At 40.7% G+C, this 21,479-nt stretch carries 26 protein-coding genes, 2 riboswitches and 1 other annotated feature; of the genes, 19 read left to right on the forward strand and 7 right to left on the reverse strand.

The features are described from left to right. Window positions 1-58 precede the first annotated feature (58 nt). Complete coding sequence (locus KVT11_RS02315; RefSeq protein WP_041507407.1) at window positions 59-919, reverse strand: dimethylarginine dimethylaminohydrolase family protein; 861 nt, start codon at window positions 917-919, stop codon at window positions 59-61. 179 nt (window positions 920-1,098) lie between these two features. Between KVT11_RS02315 and KVT11_RS02320 the strand changes: the two genes are divergently transcribed. From KVT11_RS02320 to KVT11_RS02340, 5 genes are all read left to right on the forward strand, one after another. Next, window positions 1,099-1,620: an acyl-CoA thioesterase gene (locus KVT11_RS02320; RefSeq protein WP_008346212.1), complete on the forward strand. Its 522-nt coding sequence runs from the start codon at window positions 1,099-1,101 to the stop codon at window positions 1,618-1,620. A 114-nt stretch (window positions 1,621-1,734) separates the two neighbouring features. After that, complete coding sequence (locus KVT11_RS02325) at window positions 1,735-2,061, forward strand: PadR family transcriptional regulator (protein ID WP_019743451.1); 327 nt, start codon at window positions 1,735-1,737, stop codon at window positions 2,059-2,061. A 4-nt stretch (window positions 2,062-2,065) separates the two neighbouring features. Then, window positions 2,066-2,818, forward strand: a complete 753-nt coding sequence (locus tag KVT11_RS02330; protein ID WP_116306769.1) for an HAAS domain-containing protein — start codon at window positions 2,066-2,068, stop codon at window positions 2,816-2,818. Between the two features lie 110 nt (window positions 2,819-2,928). Beyond that, on the forward strand, window positions 2,929-3,417 hold the full coding sequence (locus tag KVT11_RS02335) for a small multi-drug export protein (protein WP_007498817.1): 489 nt from the start codon (window positions 2,929-2,931) through the stop codon (window positions 3,415-3,417). A 16-nt stretch (window positions 3,418-3,433) separates the two neighbouring features. After that, window positions 3,434-3,979: a GNAT family N-acetyltransferase gene (locus KVT11_RS02340; protein WP_035392303.1), complete on the forward strand. Its 546-nt coding sequence runs from the start codon at window positions 3,434-3,436 to the stop codon at window positions 3,977-3,979. Here the strand turns inward: KVT11_RS02340 and KVT11_RS02345 are convergent. Further along, entirely contained in the window at window positions 3,974-5,032 is a 1,059-nt protein-coding gene (locus KVT11_RS02345) for a bifunctional transcriptional activator/DNA repair enzyme AdaA (RefSeq protein ID WP_048002445.1), read from the reverse strand. The genes KVT11_RS02340 and KVT11_RS02345 overlap by 6 nt on opposite strands. Before the next feature lie 199 nt (window positions 5,033-5,231). Further along, a riboswitch (guanidine-I (ykkC/yxkD leader) is annotated at window positions 5,232-5,342 on the forward strand. A gap of 66 nt (window positions 5,343-5,408) precedes the next feature. Here KVT11_RS02345 and KVT11_RS02350 point away from each other — a divergent pair. Both KVT11_RS02350 and KVT11_RS02355 read left to right on the forward strand, forming a co-directional pair. Continuing rightward, window positions 5,409-5,738 (forward strand): DMT family transporter, encoded by a 330-nt coding sequence (locus KVT11_RS02350; RefSeq protein WP_017359127.1) that lies wholly within the window; start codon window positions 5,409-5,411, stop codon window positions 5,736-5,738. Then, complete coding sequence (locus KVT11_RS02355) at window positions 5,735-6,049, forward strand: DMT family transporter (RefSeq protein ID WP_017359126.1); 315 nt, start codon at window positions 5,735-5,737, stop codon at window positions 6,047-6,049. Before KVT11_RS02350 ends, KVT11_RS02355 begins: the two co-directional genes overlap by 4 nt. A gap of 33 nt (window positions 6,050-6,082) precedes the next feature. Here the strand turns inward: KVT11_RS02355 and KVT11_RS02360 are convergent, their stop codons facing one another. Then, window positions 6,083-6,268, reverse strand: a complete 186-nt coding sequence (locus tag KVT11_RS02360) for a hypothetical protein (protein WP_017359125.1) — start codon at window positions 6,266-6,268, stop codon at window positions 6,083-6,085. Window positions 6,269-6,431: 163 nt separating this feature from the next. Between KVT11_RS02360 and purU the strand changes: the two genes are divergently transcribed. The 6 genes from purU to KVT11_RS02390 all read left to right on the forward strand — a co-directional run bounded on the left by purU (window position 6,432) and on the right by KVT11_RS02390 (window position 12,001). Next, window positions 6,432-7,334, forward strand: a complete 903-nt coding sequence (gene purU, locus KVT11_RS02365; protein WP_007498809.1) for a formyltetrahydrofolate deformylase — start codon at window positions 6,432-6,434, stop codon at window positions 7,332-7,334. A 43-nt stretch (window positions 7,335-7,377) separates the two neighbouring features. After that, window positions 7,378-7,596: a binding site (T-box leader), on the forward strand. Window positions 7,597-7,652: 56 nt separating this feature from the next. Then, window positions 7,653-8,750, forward strand: coding sequence for a glutamate 5-kinase (proB, locus tag KVT11_RS02370; RefSeq protein WP_142759404.1), 1,098 nt, complete (start codon window positions 7,653-7,655; stop codon window positions 8,748-8,750). A 12-nt stretch (window positions 8,751-8,762) separates the two neighbouring features. Beyond that, the gene (locus KVT11_RS02375; RefSeq protein WP_048002072.1) at window positions 8,763-10,010 is read left to right on the forward strand and encodes a glutamate-5-semialdehyde dehydrogenase; all 1,248 of its coding nucleotides are present in this window, start codon (window positions 8,763-8,765) and stop codon (window positions 10,008-10,010) included. 125 nt (window positions 10,011-10,135) lie between these two features. Beyond that, complete coding sequence (locus tag KVT11_RS02380) at window positions 10,136-11,272, forward strand: response regulator aspartate phosphatase (protein WP_050827196.1); 1,137 nt, start codon at window positions 10,136-10,138, stop codon at window positions 11,270-11,272. Further along, on the forward strand, window positions 11,262-11,396 hold the full coding sequence (locus KVT11_RS02385; RefSeq protein WP_008346190.1) for a hypothetical protein: 135 nt from the start codon (window positions 11,262-11,264) through the stop codon (window positions 11,394-11,396). Before KVT11_RS02380 ends, KVT11_RS02385 begins: the two co-directional genes overlap by 11 nt. Before the next feature lie 176 nt (window positions 11,397-11,572). Beyond that, window positions 11,573-12,001, forward strand: a complete 429-nt coding sequence (locus KVT11_RS02390) for an organic hydroperoxide resistance protein (protein ID WP_007498801.1) — start codon at window positions 11,573-11,575, stop codon at window positions 11,999-12,001. Between the two features lie 33 nt (window positions 12,002-12,034). Here KVT11_RS02390 and KVT11_RS02395 read toward each other — a convergent pair whose 3' ends face one another. Next, a complete protein-coding gene (locus KVT11_RS02395) occupies window positions 12,035-12,481 on the reverse strand; it encodes a MarR family winged helix-turn-helix transcriptional regulator (protein ID WP_008346188.1) in 447 nt (148 codons plus the stop codon). A gap of 161 nt (window positions 12,482-12,642) precedes the next feature. Between KVT11_RS02395 and ohrB the strand changes: the two genes are divergently transcribed. Then, a complete protein-coding gene (ohrB, locus tag KVT11_RS02400; protein WP_008346186.1) occupies window positions 12,643-13,062 on the forward strand; it encodes an organic hydroperoxide resistance protein OhrB in 420 nt (139 codons plus the stop codon). Window positions 13,063-13,127: 65 nt separating this feature from the next. On the opposite strand, the gene guaD is transcribed toward ohrB, so the two are convergent. From guaD to KVT11_RS02415, 3 genes are all read right to left on the reverse strand, one after another. After that, on the reverse strand, window positions 13,128-13,598 hold the full coding sequence (gene guaD / locus KVT11_RS02405) for a guanine deaminase (RefSeq protein WP_050827197.1): 471 nt from the start codon (window positions 13,596-13,598) through the stop codon (window positions 13,128-13,130). Between the two features lie 142 nt (window positions 13,599-13,740). After that, window positions 13,741-16,029 carry a 5-methyltetrahydropteroyltriglutamate--homocysteine S-methyltransferase gene (metE, locus tag KVT11_RS02410; RefSeq protein WP_210552410.1) on the reverse strand — a complete coding sequence of 763 codons (2,289 nt, stop codon included), beginning with the start codon at window positions 16,027-16,029 and terminating at the stop codon, window positions 13,741-13,743. 156 nt (window positions 16,030-16,185) lie between these two features. Further along, window positions 16,186-16,378: riboswitch (cobalamin riboswitch) on the reverse strand. Window positions 16,379-16,490: 112 nt separating this feature from the next. After that, a complete protein-coding gene (locus KVT11_RS02415; protein WP_007498796.1) occupies window positions 16,491-17,450 on the reverse strand; it encodes a S8 family peptidase in 960 nt (319 codons plus the stop codon). 460 nt (window positions 17,451-17,910) lie between these two features. Between KVT11_RS02415 and KVT11_RS02420 the strand changes: the two genes are divergently transcribed. The 5 genes from KVT11_RS02420 (at window position 17,911) to KVT11_RS02440 (ending at window position 21,413) form a co-directional block, all read left to right on the forward strand. Beyond that, a complete protein-coding gene (locus KVT11_RS02420) occupies window positions 17,911-18,213 on the forward strand; it encodes a hypothetical protein (protein WP_046527443.1) in 303 nt (100 codons plus the stop codon). Window position 18,214: 1 nt separating this feature from the next. Continuing rightward, window positions 18,215-18,418, forward strand: coding sequence for a helix-turn-helix transcriptional regulator (locus KVT11_RS02425; RefSeq protein ID WP_008346178.1), 204 nt, complete (start codon window positions 18,215-18,217; stop codon window positions 18,416-18,418). A gap of 199 nt (window positions 18,419-18,617) precedes the next feature. Next, window positions 18,618-19,304, forward strand: coding sequence for a response regulator transcription factor (locus KVT11_RS02430; RefSeq protein WP_007498794.1), 687 nt, complete (start codon window positions 18,618-18,620; stop codon window positions 19,302-19,304). A 3-nt stretch (window positions 19,305-19,307) separates the two neighbouring features. Beyond that, complete coding sequence (locus tag KVT11_RS02435; RefSeq protein ID WP_056704869.1) at window positions 19,308-20,657, forward strand: ATP-binding protein; 1,350 nt, start codon at window positions 19,308-19,310, stop codon at window positions 20,655-20,657. A gap of 66 nt (window positions 20,658-20,723) precedes the next feature. Next, the gene (locus tag KVT11_RS02440) at window positions 20,724-21,413 is read left to right on the forward strand and encodes a PepSY domain-containing protein (RefSeq protein WP_065460251.1); all 690 of its coding nucleotides are present in this window, start codon (window positions 20,724-20,726) and stop codon (window positions 21,411-21,413) included. Window positions 21,414-21,479 lie beyond the last annotated feature (66 nt).

Raw genomic sequence — 21,479 nt, forward strand, 5'->3', positions numbered from 1 at the left:
GAGGGAAGAAGGTAAGCATTTAAAAAGCCAGCGAGTAGACAAGCTGGCTTTTTGGCTTTTATGAACGCCTAATAGGTAATGTACAGCATCTAAAAGAGCCGCCGGATTTAATGATTTCTGAAAAATCTACTTCAATGACGGTGTAGCCGTGGGCTGTTAATGCAGCATTTGTTTCTTGGTTGATTGGTAAGCTGATGACTTTTTTCTGTCCAATGGACAACACATTTGGTCCAAGTGTGAACTGCTCTTGCTCACTTATTTCAATGAGATCATAATGCTTTGTGAGCATATGAAGATCCTTTTCCGTAAAAGCTTCAGGGTAAATCAAGATCTCATGATGAGAAAGAATATTCATCACACAATCAAGATGCAAAATGTGAGAAGGAAGATGAATAGGAATGATGTCGTGATTCGGCAGTTCTTTTTTGAGCTGCTGGATGGCGGCTAGATTTGTTCTTTTGCTGATCCCCACAAATACCCGGGTTTGGTCTACAAGCACATCGCCGCCTTCAATCGTTCCATCATCCAGCGTGATGGTTGTCCATCCTTTTGTCTGTGCCCATTCTTTTAAGGAATGTTCTTCTCCTTGTCTGACAGGGGCTGCCATATTTGAAACAAATAAAGTCTGTCCAATTGTAAATCCAATATCCCGAGTGAAGACTTGTTCAGGGAAACGTTCATTTGCAGGAAGAAGGACAGGCCGGACATGATGGTTTTTCAGCGTTTGGATGAATTGCTTATGCTGCGTGAGGGCTTTGATTTGAGAAATATTTTCTCTTGCAAAATGCTTTTGGGTTTCATTGATGATCTGTTTAATTTCCATATAAATTGGACTGCATAAGAGGACTTCTTGTAAATCATCATATTCACTCATACATTGCGGCGTTTTATACACTTTCTCTGATTTCATAGAATCCATCAAAGGGCCTCCTTGTTTATCGATAGTTATATTATTCCTCCTTCTAGTAAATGTTGAAACATTTCCGAAAGAAAATCTCTCATGAGAGACTAAAGCAAAAAGTTTAGACAAACCTAATAGAATAGTGTTTAATAAAAGTCGTTCCGCATCAACGAAAACAGCAAGAAGGAGCTATGACGATGAGTGAAGAAAATTTCAAATACTGCAAGGAATCGAAAGTTGTGAAAACCAGCAGGGTATTTCCCCTCGATACGAATAACCACCAAACGTTATTTGGCGGGAAATTAATGAGTTATATAGATGACATTGCTTCCATCTCGGCAGCAAGACACAGCCGTAGTGAAACAGTCACCGCATCAATGGATTCAGTTGATTTTTTAGAGCCGATTGGACAGAAAGAGTCCGTCTGCTTAGAATCTTATGTGACATGGGTCGGCACATCTTCTATGGAAGTATTCGTCAAAGTCATTAAGGAAAACTTGATGTCTGGAGAGCGCAGACTCGCAGCAACTTCATTTCTTACCTTTGTCTCGCTTGATGAAAACGGGAAGCCAAAACGAGTTCCACAAGTCATGCCGGAAACAGAGGAAGAAATCATGCTTCATCAAACAGCGAAGCAGCGGGCAGAGGAAAGAAAAAGCCGCCGGAAGCATAGTAAAGCTTTGGCTGACGCACTTGGGACGGATAAGCCTTGGGCGTAAAAATCACCCTTTAAGCGGTGATTTTTTTTTGAGTCGGTATCTTGCATGGCAAGATAGTGTGTGGTAAGATCAACCTATCTTGTCATGCAAGGTACTGAAAGCGGAGGATCGATGATGACACAATCAACACAAATGCTAAAAGGAATTTTAGAGGGATGCCTGCTGTCGATTATTTCTGAAGGTGAAATTTATGGCTATGAAATGACAAAGAAGCTTGCTCACTATGGGTTTGATCAAATTAGTGAAGGCAGTATTTATCCGATCTTGCTGCGCATGCAAAAAGAACAGCTGGTCAGTACGTCCACAAAAGCATCGGCGAGTGGGCCGAAAAGGAAATACTATACGCTCACACAAAGAGGTGAAGAAGCGCTGACGGATTTTACCATGCGATGGAATGAGCTGTCAGGGAATGTAGAGCGATTATTACATAAAGGGAAGTGAGAAGATGGTAACAAAAGAAACGAGACACATCTTATTAGAGCTGCAACTCTATCTCATATCAAAAGGGAAAAATCAGGACGAGATCGACGAAGTGATGGATGAATTAACGACACACGCTGTCGAAGCTGAGAAAGATGGGAAAACAGGGGAAGATGTATTTGGCGGAGATCCACGGGGCTTTGCTGACGAGCTAGCGAAAGAGCTCTCTAGAAATCATAAAGACTGGGTTCCGTTTGTCAGTGCTTTTTTAATTGGATCTCTTTTTTACATGATGTTAGCAGATGCCATCAGTCAAAGTTTATCGTATTCTTGGTATGCACTCATTGGTTATCCGCTCATCATAGTGGCCAATGTGGTCATGACCATTGTGATGTTTAGAGCTTCTGCCTTTCAAACAAGCAGGAAGGCATTCTTTTACTTTTGGATATTAGGTGTTTTTCAGATGACAGCCTTGATTACAGTGAAATTATTGGACCAAAAACTTGGTACTCCTTTACTTGTGCTGACCTCGAGCCAAAGATGGGGCGTCATTCTTCTGTTGCTGCTGTGTATTGTCTTATTGAATGCCATATTAAAGGCGAATATGATGTCGCTCATTCCGGTGATCTTCTTTGGACCGCAACTCCTATTCGAATGGCTCGGATGGACATCACCTCTCATGCTTCTTTTCACAAGTCTGGTATCCATTGTGATTTTAGTCATGCTCACAATCGCTTTTTTACGGAAAACAAACAAGAAAAATGAACATTTAATGTAAATAGAGCACATCACTTGCGATGTGCTTTTCTTTTTCTAAAAAAATGTAGATATGGGATCACATTTTTCTTTACAATGAGAAGAGGACAAAAATGAAAAGGGGTTCTGTGATTGGATATTGTATGGGGGTATGTACTCGTTTTTATATTGGCTGCTTTACCTTTCTTTGAAGTGGTTGGTGTCGTTCCGCTGGGGATTTTAAGTGGTCTGCATCCTGTGACAACGGCAGTTATTGGATTCGTCGGCAACTTTCTTACCGTCTTGCTACTCATCGTCTTCGTAGACCGATTTAAAGCGTGGTGGCTGAAGAGGAAAGAGGAGAAACATGATGAAAAAGGAGAGAAAAAACAGCTGAAAGCCAGAAAGGTTTGGGAACGGTATGGTCTCCCTGGTTTGGCACTTATCGGTCCTTTTATCATTGGCAGTCATTTAGCGGCTTTTATGTGTATGAGCTTCGGTACGAAAAGAAAACAAGTCACTGTGTGGATGACGGTCAGTTTAATCATGTGGACCGCATTAGCTGCTAGTTTAACGGGTGCGGGGTTCCATTACTTTGCCCCAGATTCAAATGGGTTGTTCGGAGATATTTTTAGCAAGTAAGCAAGGAGGATAAAAAATGGCATATCAAACACGGATCGTGCTTGAAACAGAGCGCCTCAGACTGAGAACAATGGATGAAGACGATGCGCCTTTTTTATATGAAAAGCTGTTCCAAGATGAAGAGGTCATGAAGTATTATCCTTCACTAAAGGATGAAGAGCAGACAAAAGAGTGGATTGCTTGGAATCAAAAGAATGACCGCACGTATCATACATCCCTGTGGATCATTGAAGAAAAAGAAACGAAAGAACCACTTGGACAAAGCGGAATTGTTCTCCAAAATGTCGAAGGACAAACAGAGCTTGAAATTGGCTATATGCTAAAGAGATCGGCATGGGGAAAAGGATATGCTGTTGAGGCTGCAAAAGGCTGTCTTGCGTATGGTTTTGACGAAATGAAGGTGAGGCGAATGGTCAGCTTAATTCGTCCTGACAATGAAGCGTCAGTCAAGGTCGCAATGAAAATGGGAATGAAAAAAGAAAAAACCATTTCAAAATGGGATCAAATGATTGATGTTTACAGTGTTACTCGTGACGGAAAAAGCGGCTCGCTTGAATCATAAGGAGAGCCGCTTTTTCTTTTGTTCTAACTGAAGTAAATATTTCTTTCGTTCGATTCCCCCGCCATATCCGCCAAGTTCACCGCTTGTTTGAATGACTCGGTGACAAGGAATGATGATGGCCAACTGATTGGCACCATTTGCATTTCCAACTGCCCGAACCAAATGGGGATCGCCAAGCATGATGGCAAGATCTCGATACGATCTCGTTTCGCCTGGTGGAATCTGTAAGAGAAGATCCCATACCCTTTTTTGAAAAGGGGTGCCATGTATAGCAAGTGGCACAGTAAACTGCGTGAGTTTCTTTTCAAAATATAAGGCCAATTCCTTTGCTAATTGCTGATGAACGTTTGTTTCTCCAACTAAAATACGGGCATGATGTTTTTTTCTGATGTTCTCAATTTCTCTTTCTAATCCTCGCCTGTCCATAAATTCAAGCAAATACACATGGGTTGCATCTGAAATGCTCATCATCCGCCCAATCGGGGTAGAAATAAAATTCGCATGTAAAATATTGACTTGCGCCTTTTTGGGTGGATTTCCCATGATTTTCGTAAAGGCATCATTGAAGGCACTGGAAGACTCATAACCGAAGGTGACTTGCTGATCAATGACTTTTTTTCCGTTCAGAATCTCTTTAAACGCTAGCCCCATTCGGCGTGATCTAGCATATTGAACAAATGTCATTCCATAGATTTCTTTGAATTTTCTCCGAGCTGTTGCAGAGTGAATACCTAATTGGCGAAAATCTTCTTCTTTCCACCGTTTCTCAGGACTCTCTTCAACTGCTGATACAAGTGTTTTGACTTCTTCTGGAATGCTGTTAGGATATGTTAAAGGCGTGCATCGCTTACACGGCCGATACCCTGCAAGCAGCGCCTCCTCTGCTGTAAAGAAAAACTCGCAGTTCTCATATTTTGGTTTTCTAGCAGTACATGTGGCATGGCAGAAGATGCCGGTTGTTTTAATACCAGCAAAAAACGTGCCGTCATATTGTGGATTCTTATCAACAAGTGCTTGATAAAATTCGTGTTTTTGTTCGTCGGTCATCATCATTTGATCCACCTCTTGTTTTATTATATCAGTGATGTGGTCGTTCCTCTTTCTAACATTTAGTATACTTCGCTTTCATCCACTTTCTTTCGAAAAATGAACAAGTATATTTGAAGGGGAAAAGCAAAGTGGTAGACCGGCATATCAGGGTGTGATACACTTTTTCATACAGAATCGGCTTTACGCTAGATCTGCTTATCATGAATTGGTTTTCTAGGGTTCCGTGCGGCAGCGCAGTCTGGACCGAGAGAAAACACATAGGGTCCTCTAAGAATGGGCCGTATGGACACGGAGGGATAAAAGCCCGGGAGATTTGATCAAACGATCGATTTCCGGGCTTTTTTTATTGCTTGGAATCGGTAAGAAAGGAAGAGATCGAATGAAATGGGGAAATGTTTTGATTGCAGCCGTATTTGAAGTCGGCTGGGTAATGGGGTTGAAATATGCTGACTCTATATTGGAATGGAGCGCAACCATCGTTTGTATTGTCGTCAGCTTTTATCTACTCCTGAAAGCCACGACTGTACTTCCAGTTGGCACACTTTACGCCGTTTTCACTGGACTTGGAACAGCAGGTACGGTCATAGTAGGGATGGTCATGGGTGAGCAGGTACAGCTAGTAAAATTACTTTTGATTATGGTCCTTTTAAGCGGTGTATTAGGACTCAAATTGACCACAGGTGAAAAGAAAGGGGAGGCTGAATCGTGAGCTGGCTTTTACTCATTGGGGCAGGCATCTTAGAAATGCTTTGTGTCACCATGATGAATCAATTCCAGAAAGATCGCCATGTCAAATGGATTTTCTTCATAGCAGCTGGCTTTTCGCTATCTTTTTTGATGCTGTCTCTTGCGATGAATACAATTCCGATGGGAACGGCGTATGCGATTTGGACAGGAATCGGAGCAGCTGGAGGAGCGATTGTTGGGATGCTGTTTTATGGTGAGTCGAAAGACGCAAAACGTATTTTATTTATCGCACTCATTTTATCAGCAGCGGTCGGGTTAAAAATCATTGAATAAGAAAAGGCTGGCAAACATGTGCCAACCTTTTTGCTACATCGAATGATGATTGGAATCGTTTTCATTTTTGCGGTAAAGCTGACTCACAAGCAGAAAACATACACCAAATGTAAGTAAAGGAATGAGTCTTTCTCCGGTCATAAATAGATAAATGCCCGTGATGAGACATACGATGCCGAGCCAAAAGCTCACTTTACCAAACAAAGTCATGTTTTTCATCTCCATCACTCCTTTTGTGATAAAAGGTCTATTCATATTATATCACGCTAGGTGCAGAATTGAATGAATATTCAATAAAAAACACGACGCTTAATTGCTTTTTCTCTTTCCAGTCCAGTATAATATTTCATTAGAATGAAAAATGTAAATGAGGTCATAAGACATGAGAACATTGATTACAGAGAAACTTGAATTACACAGACAAAAGCATGAGCAAAAAGGCAGGCTTTTAGTCAGCTGCCCGGATCAGCCTGGTATTGTGTCAGCTGTTTCTACTTTTTTATTTGAACATGGAGCAAACATCATTGAATCTAGTCAATACACAACAGATCATGAGAGCGGCCGGTTCTTTTTAAGAATTGAATTTGATTGGAAAGACATTTCTGCCAACTTAGATCAATTGAAAAGCAGCTTTGAGCCAATTGCGCAATCATTTCACATGACGTGGAGCATGTCGCGTGCAAGTGATCTGAAAAAGCTGGCGATCTTTGTGTCCAAAGAGCTTCATTGTTTACATGAACTTTTATGGGAATGGCAAAGCGGTAATTTAATGGCTGAAATAGCGGTTGTCATCAGCAATCATGAAACGGCAAAAGATACAGTCGAAGCACTCGGCATTCCATTCCACTTCGTGAAGGCAAATAAAGACATTCGCCAAGATGCAGAAAAACAACAGCTTGCATTATTAGAAGAATATGATATTGATGCGGTTGTGCTTGCAAGATACATGCAAATTTTAACGCCAGCCTTTATTGAACAGCACCCGAACAAAATCATTAATATTCATCATTCCTTCTTGCCGGCTTTTATAGGGGCTAACCCTTACAAGCGTGCATATGAGCGAGGGGTTAAACTGATTGGCGCGACTTCCCATTATGTCACCAATGATTTAGACGAAGGACCAATCATTGAACAGGATATTGAGCGGGTAGATCATAGAGATGATGCAGAGGCATTAAAAAATATCGGCCGCACGATTGAGCGCAGCGTGCTTGCCCGTGCTGTCAAATGGCATCTAGAAGATCGAATCATTGTCCATGAGAATAAAACGATTGTGTTTAATTGACCGCTTGACTTTTCTGAAGCAATTGGTGATAATATAAAAAAATTAACGAGCGTTGAGAAGGAATAGTAAGCAGGACCTGCTGTGTAAAGAGAGCAAATGACATGCTGAAACATTTGCCGCAGACAGCTGCTGAACCTACCCTTTGAGCCTTAGAGGAAAAATCTAAGCGCATGCCTGGCGTTACAGGAGTTGAGTGGAATAAGCAGACGTATGCTTATTCAATGAAGGTGGTACCACGGAAAATCCCTTTTTCGTCCTTTACATAAGGAGAAAAAGGGATTTTTTATGTGGTGAAAGGTATAGCGGAGGGAATCAATGATGAAAAAGCAAAGGATCGTCATAAAAATTGGTAGCAGTTCATTAACAGAGCAAAAGGGAGCCATTGATGAACAAAAAATGCAGGATCATGTCAAAGCCATTGCAAAGCTAAAAGAGGCAGGACATGAAATCATTCTCATTTCGTCAGGTGCCGTTGCGGCGGGATTTGGCAGTTTAGGATATCCGTCAAGACCTGTGACCTTAAAAGGGAAGCAGGCTGCTGCTGCTGTTGGTCAAGGCTTGTTAATGCAGAAATATACAGAACTATTTTCACAGTTTCAGATGACGCCTGCACAAATGCTTTTAACACGTAATGACTTTTCAGATCGTACAAGATATCGAAATGCTTACGCAACGATGATGGAGCTGCTCGAAAGAAAAATTTTACCGATCATTAATGAAAATGATTCTGTGTCCATCGAGGAGCTTACCTTTGGTGATAATGACATGTTATCAGCACTGGTGAGTGGCTTAATTCATGCAGACCAATTGATCATTTTAACAGATATCAACGGAATTTATGATGCCAATCCAAGTGAGAATCCTGATGCGAAGCGGTTTGATGTGCTGACTCACATTTCAGATGAATTGTTCTCATATGCGAAGAGTACGGGTTCAAAGGTTGGAACAGGCGGGATGAAATCTAAGCTTTCAGCTGCACAAACAGCTCTCTCCCTTGGCGTTAAAGTCTTCATTGGCACAGGTGCAGGAGAAGACAAGCTTCTTCACATTCTCGCTGGTCAAGGGGACGGCACATATATTGGTGAACAAGACTTATCATCAGTCAATAACCGTCGCCAATGGATTCAATTCCACTCACGAGTCTCTGGGAAGATCATGATTGATGCGGGAGCAGAGGCGGCGATTTTGCATAATGGAAGAAGTCTTCTTCCAGCTGGTGTCATTGATGTAGCTGGTGAATTTTCTAAAGGAGAGGTCGTCGAAGTTGTTGGTCCAAACGGGTTAGTCGGTAAAGGGCAAACATTGTATGATTCAGATGAGCTTCTTGGCATTAAAGGGATGCGAAGTCATGAGCTTTCTCATGAAAAACCTGAAGTCATTCACCGAGATCACTGGGTTCAGCACGTACAAAACTGAGGAGGGAAAACGATGAATGAAGTTCTAGAAAAAGCAAAAAAGGCAAGCGCAGCCAAAGATCAGCTGCTATTAAAAACAACTGAACAAAAGAATGCTGCATTAGACGCTATTGCAAAAGCATTAAAAGCATCTTCAGCGTATTTAATTGCCGAGAACCAAAAAGATGTTCAGGCGGCTATAGACAAAGAGTTCACGCCATCTGTGATCGACAGAATTACATTAACAGAAGAGAGAATTGAAGCGATTGCAGACGCTACGCATCAACTCATTCAGCTCAAAGACCCAATTGGTGAAACATTAGAGACCATTCAAAAAGAAAACGGGCTTTTCATTGAAAAAGTACGTGTGCCTCTTGGAACGGTTGGGATGATTTACGAAGCAAGACCAAACGTGACAGTCGATGCGGCCACTCTTTGCTTGAAAACTGGAAATGCTGTGATTCTTCGAGGAAGTTCATCGGCCATTCATAGTAATAAAGCGATTGTGAAAGTCATTCACGAAGCGCTGCAACCAACGGATATTCCAGTAGACAGTGTACAATTGATTGAAGATACAGGCCGTGAGACAGCTAAAACCCTGTTCACTTTAAATGACTATCTAGATGTCCTGATTCCACGTGGCGGGAAACATTTAATTGATCTTGTTGTGAGAGAGTCTACTGTTCCAGTACTTGAGACGGGTGCAGGGAATTGTCATATTTACATTGATGAAACAGCCCAAAAAGAAATGGCTGAACAAATTGTTCTGAATGCGAAAACACAAAGACCATCTGTTTGTAATGCCATTGAGAGCATTGTCATTCATGAAACATGGGCAAAAGAACATGGTGCTTCGCTCTTTGAAGCACTTCAGACACATGGTGTAGAGATACGGGGCGATGAAGCAGTATGTGCACTTGCACCGAGTGCCACATTAGCTAAGGCCACTGATTTTGAAACGGAATTTTTAGCGCCGATTGTCAGTATTAAAACCGTCAAGACCATGGAAGAGGCGATACAGCATATTCAAATGTATAGCTCTAAGCATTCTGAAGCGATCATTACGGAAAACGACCAGCATGCGGCACTTTTCTTAACAGCCGTTGATGCTGCCGCTGTGTATCATAATGCATCTACCCGGTTTACAGATGGCTTTGAATTTGGCTACGGAGCGGAAATCGGTATTAGCACACAAAAATTGCATGCTAGAGGACCAATGGGTCTGCCAGCCCTAACCTCTGAAAAATTTGTCATTCGTGGGCAAGGACAAATAAGAGAATAACCGATTCAAAAAGAGAGTCTTATCGCACAAGGCTCTCTTTTTCCTTTCATTTTTGTATTTCTTCGGTCAAGTATGATAAAATATGGTAATGTTTTATATTTTGAGAAGATTGGAGAAGGCAACGTATGGCGAAAATCATTCCCTCTTCGGATATTGGAGTGAAAATCAACAAGTGGTATGAATTAATCCGCAGATTTGATTCAGAACAAGCAGAACAGTTAAAGCAGGAAATTCGCACCTCTCTTGATTCAATGGAAGAAGATCAGAATTTGCTTCTCTATTTTTCTTTAATGGAATTCAGGCATGAGGTCATGCTCGATTATTTAAAGCCATTAAAGGAAGGAAAGCTTCGCGCCAACTTTTCCGAGCTTTCGAAAGAAATAGATGAGCATCAAACGCATGTCACAGGCATGCTTGAATATTACTATCATTTCTTCAGAGGCATGTATGAGTTCGGCCGGAGAGAGTACATTGCTGCCATATCGTCCTATCAAAAGGCAGAGCACAAGCTTTCTTTTGTATCCGACGATATTGAACGTGCAGAATTTCATTTTAAAATGTCAGAAATATATTATCACATGAAACAAACACACATTTCGATGCACCATGCCAAACTAGCGCTGGATGTCTATATTCAGCACGAACTATATGGGCTTCGTACCATTCAGTGTGAATTTATTGTAGCCGGTAATTATGATGATATGAGAAGGCATGAAAAGGCATTGCCACATCTCGAAAGAGCACTTGCAAGATCAAGAGACTTTCAGAATGTGCGTTTTATTGCTTCTTCTTTGTTTAATATGGGCAACAGCTATTACAGAATGGGAGACTTGAACCGCGCACTCGACTTAATGAAAGAATCCATCTCATTATTTGATCAAAATCAATCTGATCATCTTCGTCGATCGATAGACCCTCTTTATACAGCCGCTCAGATCTTATACAAACAAGGTAAAAACAATGAAGCATTATATTACAGAGAAGAATGTATGAAACGAGCAGAAGCTCTGCAGGATGACATTCATATTCAGAAGACCATTTTTTTAGAAGCATTGTACTTACGACAAGATGCAGAGCATATTAAACGAATTTTCCATTTTTTAGAATCTTCCTATGCATATCCAGATATAGAAGAGCTGGCTTTAGACACCGCAAAGTATTATAATGAAATGGAGGATTATGAAAAATCTTCCATGTTCTATGGGGAAGCGGAACATGCTCGTATCTATATTCAGAGAGGGGATTGTTTATATGAATTTTAAAAAATGGGCAGTCGTCTGTACAAGCATCACGATCTTGGCATTATGGATCACATCACCTAATGCCGACCCCGATAACAGAAACCATACGCTAGAAAAACCGAATCCGCAACATATCACGATCTAAAAAGCCCTTTTTAAAGGGCTTTTTTTATTGACCGCTTCAATCATCGGAGGTTGCACATTCATAAAAATAAAAAATGGAGGAAAGATGAAAGTGAGTGTTTTTCATTGACTCTTGAATTTAAATTGTGTACAATTCAATTGTAGAAAATATTAATAGAGCGAAAGAGGGTTATATTCATGTCAGAAGTTTTATTTACTGCAACGGTATCAGCTGTAGGAGGAAGAGAAGGTAAGGTTGTGTCAACAGATGGCGTACTAGAGCATGATGTAGCAATGCCAGGAACGCCAAGAGCGAAAAAGCTTGAGAAAGCAACGAATCCAGAGCAATTATTCGCAGCGGGCTATTCTGCATGTTTTGATTCAGCTCTTCAAATGGTCGCAAGACAAGAGCGTATCCGTTTTGAAAGTGAAGTAACGGCACATGTAAGCTTAATCAAAGACAGTTCAGACGGCGGTTTCAAACTAGGTGTCAAATTAGAAGTAAAAGGAACTGGAATTGAGCAATCTGCACTTGATGAACTTGTTCATAAAGCACACGGCGTTTGCCCATACTCAAAAGCAACGCAAGGAAACATTGAAGTAGAATTAGTAGCTGTCGCTCAATAATAGACATCAAAAAAAGGCTGAGGGAATATTCCCTCAGCCTTTTGATTGTGTTAATTTTTGCAAAAGCTCATGTAAAGAAGCGCGAAGTGTTTTCAGCTCTTCTTCTGATCTGCCTGTTCCAGACAGCATTTGAAATGGAATCGAAGTGGCCTTCTCTTGTAAAGCTTCTCCGTATTCTGTTAAACGAATTTGGACCGAACGCTCATCCTCTTTCGAACGTTCACGGATGATGAGTCCATTTTGTTCCATTCGTTTTAGCATAGGTGTGAGTGTACCGGAGTCTAAATATAAAAGCTCTCCCATTGTTTTCACATTTAATGTCCCATGCTCCCATAACAAAAGCAGTGCCAAATATTGCGGGTATGTGATATTTAACTCTTCTAATAATGGTTTATACTGCTTTGTCATTTCTCTTGAACTTGCATATAACAAGAAACAAAGCTGATTTTCCAGCTTCATATGTTCAAATTCATTTGTCATATCTGTCACCAACTATTTTTTGTCATACTTATCATTGTATAAGATTTTCTTCCTTTTTAAAATAAATACAGACTAAAAATGAAAAATTCTTCAATGTGCCATAAATGTTTGAGCAACGAATAGAACGTGAAAGGTATAAGTAGAAGAAGGAGGAGATCAAGATGAAACCATTATTTACTGCAAAAGTAAAAGCACAGCACGGAAGAGCAGGACATGTTCGTTCTGATGATGGTGTGCTTGACCACAACATTGTGATGCCAAACGCAAAGAAAGATGGAGAAACTGGTACGAATCCTGAACAATTATTTGCAGCGGGTTATGCGGCCTGCTTCGGAGGGGCGCTTGAACAAGTCGCTAAGAAGCAAGGTGTCGAAATTGAATCAGAAGTAGAAGGACATGTTAGTCTATTAAAAGATGAAAGTGATGGCGGTTTTAAACTTGGCGTGAAGCTGATTGTTTCCGCTAAAGGGCTTGACCATGACAAAGCGAAAGAGCTTGTTGAGGCTGCACATGAATTCTGTCCATATTCAAAAGCAACAAGAGGAAACATCGAAGTAGAGCTTGAAGTGGCGGAATCATGAAAAGAAAAAAGGGCTAAAATTTAGCCCTTTCTCACTGACACCTGCTGTGGAGCAGGTGTCTTTTTTTAATATTCTTTCTTTTTGTCGTATGTGTCCCATGCTTCAAATGGAGCATGGGTTTTTTGAAGGGTCAGCTGGTAAAATGGAATGTTTCTTGATTCGTATTCTTTGTTGATTTCTTCATAAATAAAGGAGTCATCAAAACCAGAAGTCGCTGCATCCTTGTGTCCAGCGGCAAAATATACGGCCTTTGGTCTAGCCCAATAGATAGCACCAAGACACATTGGACAAGGCTCACAGCTTGTATACAAAATACAGTCTTCTAATTGATATGTATGTAGTGTTTGGCACGCCTTTCGAATAGCTGTCACTTCTGCATGTGCAGTTGGATCATTACTCGTTGTGACATTGTTGCTTCCCTCTGCAATAATCTGACCGTCTTTGACAATGACCGCTCCAAAAGGGCCGCCTGTGCCACTATTTACTCCTTCTACTGCAAGATCAATTGCGCGTTGTAAAAAAGCTTCGTGATTCATTGTCTTCCTCCCTTTGTTCGACTGACTTCTCTAGTATAAACGAATCATGATAGAAAAGGAATCATTGTAGGAGGAGATCGAACAGGACAATTTACGCATAAAAAACCCCTGCCAAATGTTCAGCAGGGGAAGAGTGAGTCCATTATGCGTGCTGCGCTAGCTTTTTACGAGCGACTTCAGCAGCTGTCACCATGTTTTTCAAAGCAGCAATGGTTTCAGGCTCTTGTCTTGTTTTCAGTCCACAGTCAGGGTTGACCCAGAAGCGATCTGTCGGACATACGTTCAGTGCATCATCAATGATTTTACTCATTTCTTCAACAGATGGAACGCGCGGGCTGTGGATGTCATATACCCCAAGTCCAAGACCTTTCAAATACGGGTGTTTTTCTAAATAATCGAGGAACCCGCCATGACTGCGTGAATGTTCAATCGTAATCACGTCTGCATCAAGGTCTTCAATCGTATCAACAATATCCTCGAAGTTGCTGTAGCACATATGTGTATGAATTTGCGTTTCATTTTGAACAGACGATGTCGATAGACGGAATGACTCTGCTGCCCAGTTTAAGTATGCTGCCCAATCACTCTCTTTTAAAGGAAGACCTTCTCTTAGCGCAGGTTCATCCACTTGAATCACTTGAATACCCGCTGCTTCTAACGCTTCTACCTCTTTGCGTAAAGCAAAAGCGATTTGGAAGGCAATGTCTTTACGAGAGATATCTGTTCTTGGGAAAGACCAGTTTAAGATCGTGACAGGCCCTGTCAGCATTCCTTTGACTTTTTTCTCTGTTAAGCTTTGAGCGTAAACCGTCTCTTTCACTGTCATTGGCTCTGTAAATTCTACATCTCCATAAATGATCGGCGGCTTCACGCAGCGTGATCCATAAGATTGAACCCAAGCGAATTTTGTAAAGGCAAATCCAGCGAGTTTTTCACCGAAGTATTCAACCATGTCTGTACGTTCAAATTCTCCATGAACGAGTACATCTAGGCCAATCTCTTCTTGAATATCAATCCATCTTTTTGTTTCTTTTTTAATAAATTCATCATACTCTGCATCTGTCCACTCATTTTTGCGCCATTTTTGACGAGCACTGCGCACCTCAGCTGACTGAGGGAAGCTTCCGATTGTTGTGGTTGGAAGAAGCGGCAGTTCAAGAGATTCATTTTGAATGCGTAGTCGTTCTTCAAAAGCAACTGGACGTTTAAAATCTTTTGATGAAAGATTATTGCGTTCTGCTGTCAGGTCCGCATTCGTTCCTTTCGCGAATTCTTTTAACGTCAGAAGTGCTTCATTTGCTGCATGGATGTCTGCATCAATGGCAGCCGCTCCTTTTGATAAGCCTTCTTTTAATAGCGTTAATTCAGCCAGTTTTTCAGTGGCATAAGAAAGTCCGTTTAATAGTTTTTCTTCAAGCTGTTCGCTTGGATGTTTTGCAACTGGGACATGTAGCAGGCTGCTTGAAGGCTGCAGCCATACTTCTTTTGGCTGCACGTCAGCAATCACTTCAGAAATAAACGATAATCTTTCTCCTAGATCTGATCTCCAAATATTTCTGCCGTCGATGATACCGGCTGCTAAAATTTTATCTTTTGGGAAGCCGTGTTTTTTCAATTGTTCAAGGTTTCGTCCTTGATCATGGACAAAATCAAGACCGATGGCTTCAACAGGATACGTCACAAGCTCTTCATAGGCATCTACTGAGTCAAAGTATGTTTGAAGGAGAACGTTTAAGGCAGGTACAGCTTCTTTAATCGTTTGATAGATGGCTTTTACTGCTTTCACGTCTTCACTTGAAGCTGTGACTAAAGCAGGCTCATCAATTTGAACCCATTTTACACCGGCTTCTTCAAGCTCTTTTAACAACTGAGTATAAAGCGGCACTAGGCGTTGCTGAATCTCTTTCACTTCATTGGCTTCATAGCCTTTAGAAAGAGAAACAAATGTATAAAGACCGAGAACGACAGGTTTTGTTTCAACACCAAACGCTTTTTTCACCTTTTCGTATGCTTCAAGCGGTTTGTTATGTGTGAGTTTGAATTCTGTGCTTTTTTCATATTCTGGAACGATGTAGTGATAGTTTGTATTAAACCATTTTGTCATTTCACTTGAGACAGCATCTTTTGTTCCTCTTGCTATCGCAAAGTATGTATCTAGCGGGTCTTTCAAGCTGCGGAAGCGCTCTGGAATCCAATTGAACATAACGGCAGTATCCAGCACATGATCATAGAAGGTGAAGTCGCCAGAAGGAACAACGTCAATTTGTTGATCAATTTGAGTTTTAATAGCGGCTAAAAATTGTTCATCGAGTGTGCTTAAGAGGGTTTCTCGGTCAGTTTGACCTTTCCAATAAGACTCAAGTGCTTTTTTCCATTCTCTGTTTAAACCAATTCGCGGGAAACCTAGATTACTTGTTTTAACAATTGTCAATTCCAATTCCTCCTCTAAATATAAAAAGACACTTACACTCATGGTCAAGATTGATGAGGGCAAATGTCTGGTTTAAAAAGACAAAATGTGTGTGCGAAAGAAGGCGTAAGTATCAATGACGAACGCTTTTCCGACATCTCCTATCAACCGTAGGGGGTTTGATGTGATAGAGCGGCTGGTATCCTGGCTCGTGAATCTGCAAGCTTTTCATCCTTCCCATCTTTACGACAGTGGATGATTAACGAAAAGCTCTCCTCACTTACAGTGGCGGGACCGCGCCGGATTTTCACCGGTCTTCCCAATTAAAATTCGACGTGTGATCGAATTACCGACTCTCAAACTATGAATTTATTGTGTTCGATTATATAACGTTCACTTCATTTCGTCAAAGTAAATTTTGAATAATTTTAATTAAAAAAATCCTGAGAAAATTCTATCTTTTCTCAGGACCTAACATGTACCTATAGAGACAAAAGTTCTGCTTCCAATGTTTTCTCAAGAAGCACATCTGGTGCAGTTAAATATAAAAACCCGTTTCCTACAAGGGTTTTTGATTGTTTTAGCGGAAGGGTTCTCCGTACGAGCTGAGCATATACCTCAGGTTCTGTCAGCTTACGCTGGAACGCTTCTTCTTCGGCATTTTTAATAATGGCGAGTGCACCGCTCACATGAGGGGCAGCCATGGAAGTGCCTGTTAGTCTTCCGTATTTATGGTTAGGGAGAGTGGATAAAATGTCTTCACCTGGAGCGACGAGGTCGATTTCTTTATTCGCATTGGAGAATTCAGAGGATTCTCTTGCAAGAGAGACAGAGCCGACGGCAATGACCTCATTGTATGCAGCTGGGTAGGAGAACTCTTCAGTACGCTCGTCTCCGTCACCTTCATTTCCTGCTGCGCAGACAACAAGCACACCGCTGCTTACCGCATGTTGGATGGCCTTTTGCAGTTCTGGTTCATTGCTTGGCCCACCGAGAGACATGGAAATGATATCAACCTTCTGCTCAACCGCATAGTTAATGCCATTGATAATCCATTCGTATTTCCCGCTGCCATTTTTCCCTCCAAGAACTTTTACGATCAACAGCTTGGCTTCAGGTGCAACACCTAAAATGCCGCCATTTTGATCCGTTGCTGCAATCGTTCCTGATACATGGGTACCATGCCCGTTGTAGTCTTTTACATTCTCAGCATCTCCATTGTCATCATCGGTAAAGTTTTTTCCTCCGATAATCTGATCTTTTAAATCGGGATGCTCCGTGTCGCAACCTGTATCAAGGACAGCAATGGTTATGCCTTTTCCTTTGAAGCCACTTGACCAAAGTTCGGGTGCTTTAATCTCCTGAATACTTTCCGGCGTCTCTTTCGCTTCCATCACATTGGCTTTTACTTCATACGGAATTAAGCGAATTTCACCTTTCATAAGAAAGCCCTCCTTATTTTGTTTTCAAAGTAGATTCAGGTTGCGTAATGTTATTGTATAAAACAAATGTTTGATCGGAAAGGGTCAATTGTAATAATTTTTCAAATAATCAAATAATTATTTATTGTGCAGTTCTCCTCATATCTTGCCGAAAGAAGTCACCTTTTGAAGAAAACTCTTAGTATCATATGAAAAAGAATGAAATGCTGCATAGTGAGCTTGCACCTGTACAGATGAAAATGGGTGAAAAGAACTAAAAAAGGCAGATCGAAAAAAACATCATATAAAGAGATAGAGGATGACAGAAAAGAAAAAGGTACATGCCATGTGCAGATGATTGTTTTTTCATTATAATGATCGAAAGAATATAGAATGTAAAAAGTATTTGACATTTTTTAAGCGGATGATATGATTAAAATGTAAAAAGTATTTGACATTTTGATTGGGAGGGGACTAACCGTTGGATGTTGTCAAAGTTGTGTATTCAGTCATCTTATTAGTGGTCGGACTATTCATCTTTATCGCGCCTATGATTCTAAAGGGTGATGAAAGAAAGAGATTTATCTACTCAAAGGCTCAATCGTATGCATTTATGGTGGTCATTGGTATGCTTTTATTAGAAGTCGCACAGTCCATATTTTTAACGACCCAAGGGAACAATTCTGATAAGGGGTTTGGGATTTCTCCCATCATGTTCCTAACTGTAATTTCGGTCATATATTTAGTTACATTACTCATATACAGAAAAAAATATGGTGATTAAATTGCAAAATCATATAAGAGAACTAAGGAAATCCATTAAATTATCCCAAGAAGAACTTGCTAAACGGTGTAAGGTCTCGAGACAAACCATCAATGCCATTGAAAACGATAAGTACGACCCTACTTTACAATTAGCCTTTGACATCGCCTCTGTTTTGAATACGACTGTAGATGAGCTTTTTGTCAGTCAACCTAAAAAGAAGTAAAGGACCAGCCTCAGAAAAGAGGCTTTTTTTGTTGATTTGTGTAATGTGAAAGGATCAGCTGAAAATAAAAATCAACCATATTACATAACAATTCCTCATTCATGAAAAATAAGATATGAAGATTGTGACTGTTCCAATGGAGAAAGGCAACATATAATAATGGAAAGACAAGCTTGCCTTTCAGATAGGAGAGATAGAGATGAACAAAGGGAAGATACTCGTGGTCGAAGATGAAAAGAAAATTGCAAGAGTGCTGTCATTAGAACTTGAATATGAAGGATATGAGGTCACAGTCCAAGATACAGGGATGAAAGGGCTCCAGGCGCTCGAGGAGGAGAGTTTTGATTTAGTGCTTCTAGATGTCATGCTTCCAGAATTAAGCGGACTTGAAGTGCTTAGAAGGGTTCGAAAGACAAATACGGCAACACCGATCATTTTGATTACCGCAAGAGGAAGTGTTCCCGATAAGGTCAGTGGTCTTGATCTTGGGGCAAACGATTATATTACAAAACCCTTTGACATAGAAGAATTATTAGCGCGAATTCGTGCACAGCTGAGGTTCAATCACAATGCGCAAGAGGAAAAGGACATTGAGCTAAGTATTGCAGATTTAACGGTGAATGAGAAAACAAGAGAAATTCAAAGAGGCGGTCAGACGCTTGAGCTGACACCGAGAGAATATGACCTGCTTGTTCATTTATTGAAACATCAGCAGCAAGTGCTCACAAGAGATCAGCTTTTAACAGCTGTTTGGGGTTTTGATTATTTTGGTGACACGAACGTGGTTGATGTCTATATTCGCTATTTAAGGAAAAAAATCGATTACCCGTTTGAAAAACAATTGATTCACACAGTGAGAGGTGTGGGTTATGTGATGAAAGGATAAAGCATGAGATTAAAAAATAAGATCCAGCTTTATACATCGTTGTCCTTGTTTTTAATGGTGCTGCTGTTTCATACAGCGATTTATTTTATTTTTTCGATGACCTTGACGCAAAAAGATATGTCCAGACTGTCGGAAGTAGCTGAAAATATTGCGATTGCACTAAAGAAGTCAGAAGAAGAGGGCCTTCCATCTTCAGAGCTTCTGAAAGCGTATCTGCCTCAAAATGGTATGATCCGTGTCGTCACAGAGAAAGGTGAATCAAAGCTGACCGTCACGAAGGAATCTACGTTCAGCTCACTTCCTTTTACATACGAATCTGGTCAGACAGCAGAAATTCAAGAATACAATAAGCATATGATTGCGTTTGCGGCTATCCCTGTCATTTGGACAAATGGGGACATTGTGTCGCTGCAAGTATATGAAGAAATTGAAAATACAGAAGAGAACTTGGCGTTATTAAAAATGATTTTAATCACTACTGGCGTTTTGTTTATTGTGCTTTCTTATTTTGCAGGCCACATTTTAACGAAACAAATTGTCCGCCCAATTAGCCGAATGACCAATACGATGAAAGCAAGTATGAGAGAAAAGGCATTTAAACGAATTGAATTAACAGGCGATTCAAAGGATGAACTGTATCAAATGGGTCAAACCTTTAATGAAATGGCCGAAATTCTCGAGAAACATTATGAGAAAGAGCAGCAATTTTTACACGATGCTTCTCATGAATTGAAAACACCCATTACCGTCATCATGAGCTACAGCAATTTACTAAAACGCTGGGGGCAAAGCCGACCAGAGGTCGTAGAAGAATCCTCTCAAGCCATTCATGATGAGGCAAAAAAAATGAAAAGGCTGACAGATCAACTACTCACACTGGCGAAAAATGGGCAGCCGCTTTACTTGGACATGAAGCCGGTTGATCTTGGTCAATTGTGTAGCCAAGTCGGCCATACACTTGAAGTGGCAACCAATCGAACCATCCTTACTCATATACAAACCGATCAGCCTGTGATTGCTGAAGGAGACGAAGAGAAGATCAAACAGCTTTTGACCATCTTGATTGATAATGCGGTTAAATATAGTGCAGAGCCAGTTGATGTGAACTGCGGACGAGCAGGAGAGAAACCGTTTATTTCGGTTGTTGACAAAGGAATTGGCATAAAAGAAGAGGATCTGCCGAAAATCTTTGACCGCTTTTTCCGTGTGGATGAAGCGAGAAACAGTGAGACGGGCGGGACTGGACTTGGCCTGTCAATTGCGAAGCAAATTGCTGAAGAGCATGGGGCTGAGCTAAAGGTAGACAGCCGTATCGGTGAAGGAACCGTGATGACCATTCTTTTTCAGAAATAAGTAGGTCTTTTCTCATCAATTTCTCATTTCCTCCTTATAAAATAGGAAATAGGAAGGAGGCGCTGCATGTCTAAAAAAATGAAAATGCTGCTTACGCTCGCAGGATGTCTTTTCATTCTTGCGGCCTTTGCAATGCTCATGATTCAAACCATTGACCAAAAAATATTAAGCGAAGCAGACATTAAAAAAATCATCGCAAAAGACTACAATGGAAACATCACAAACATTGATCTGATCAATCATAAACAGGACTATACATTGACGCTTGAAAATTCAAATGGCATCTATCAAATCATTGCATCTTCCTCAAGCGGTCAAATGAAAGAGATGAAACAGTTAAAGAGCTATCAAAAACCAAATGAGAAAAATGCCGAACTTCAAGCAGAAGAAGCGGCAGTGAAAAAAGTGAAGGGTACTGTGATTCAAAAGAAAGAAAAATCGGATCGCTTTATCTTTACGATTCAATCAAAAAAAGAACTGTATCAAGTGGATGTTGAGAAAGACACGTTCAAGGTGATTGAAGCAGAAAAGAAAAAGCCAACCTCTAAAGAAAAGAAGCTCACAAAAATAACGGTAGAAGAAGCCATTCAGATTGCCGTAAAAGAAGTGGGCGGCACAGTGGATGATGCAGATCTTGAAACTTTTAGCGGAATGCTGGTGTTTGAGGTAGAGCTCGATTTGCCGGATGGAAGAGAGGCAGAGGTGTTAGTGAATGCCTATACAGGAGATATTGAAGGCATTACGTACGAAAACTAATCATTTTCTCATGATTTTCTCATGTTCCTTTCCTTCCTTTATCATCTTGTTTTTTTAAGATAAAGG

It is taken from the genome of Bacillus sp. GbtcB10 (genome assembly GCF_019091365.1).
GTDB classification, from domain to species: Bacteria; Bacillota; Bacilli; order Bacillales; family Bacillaceae; genus Bacillus; species Bacillus altitudinis.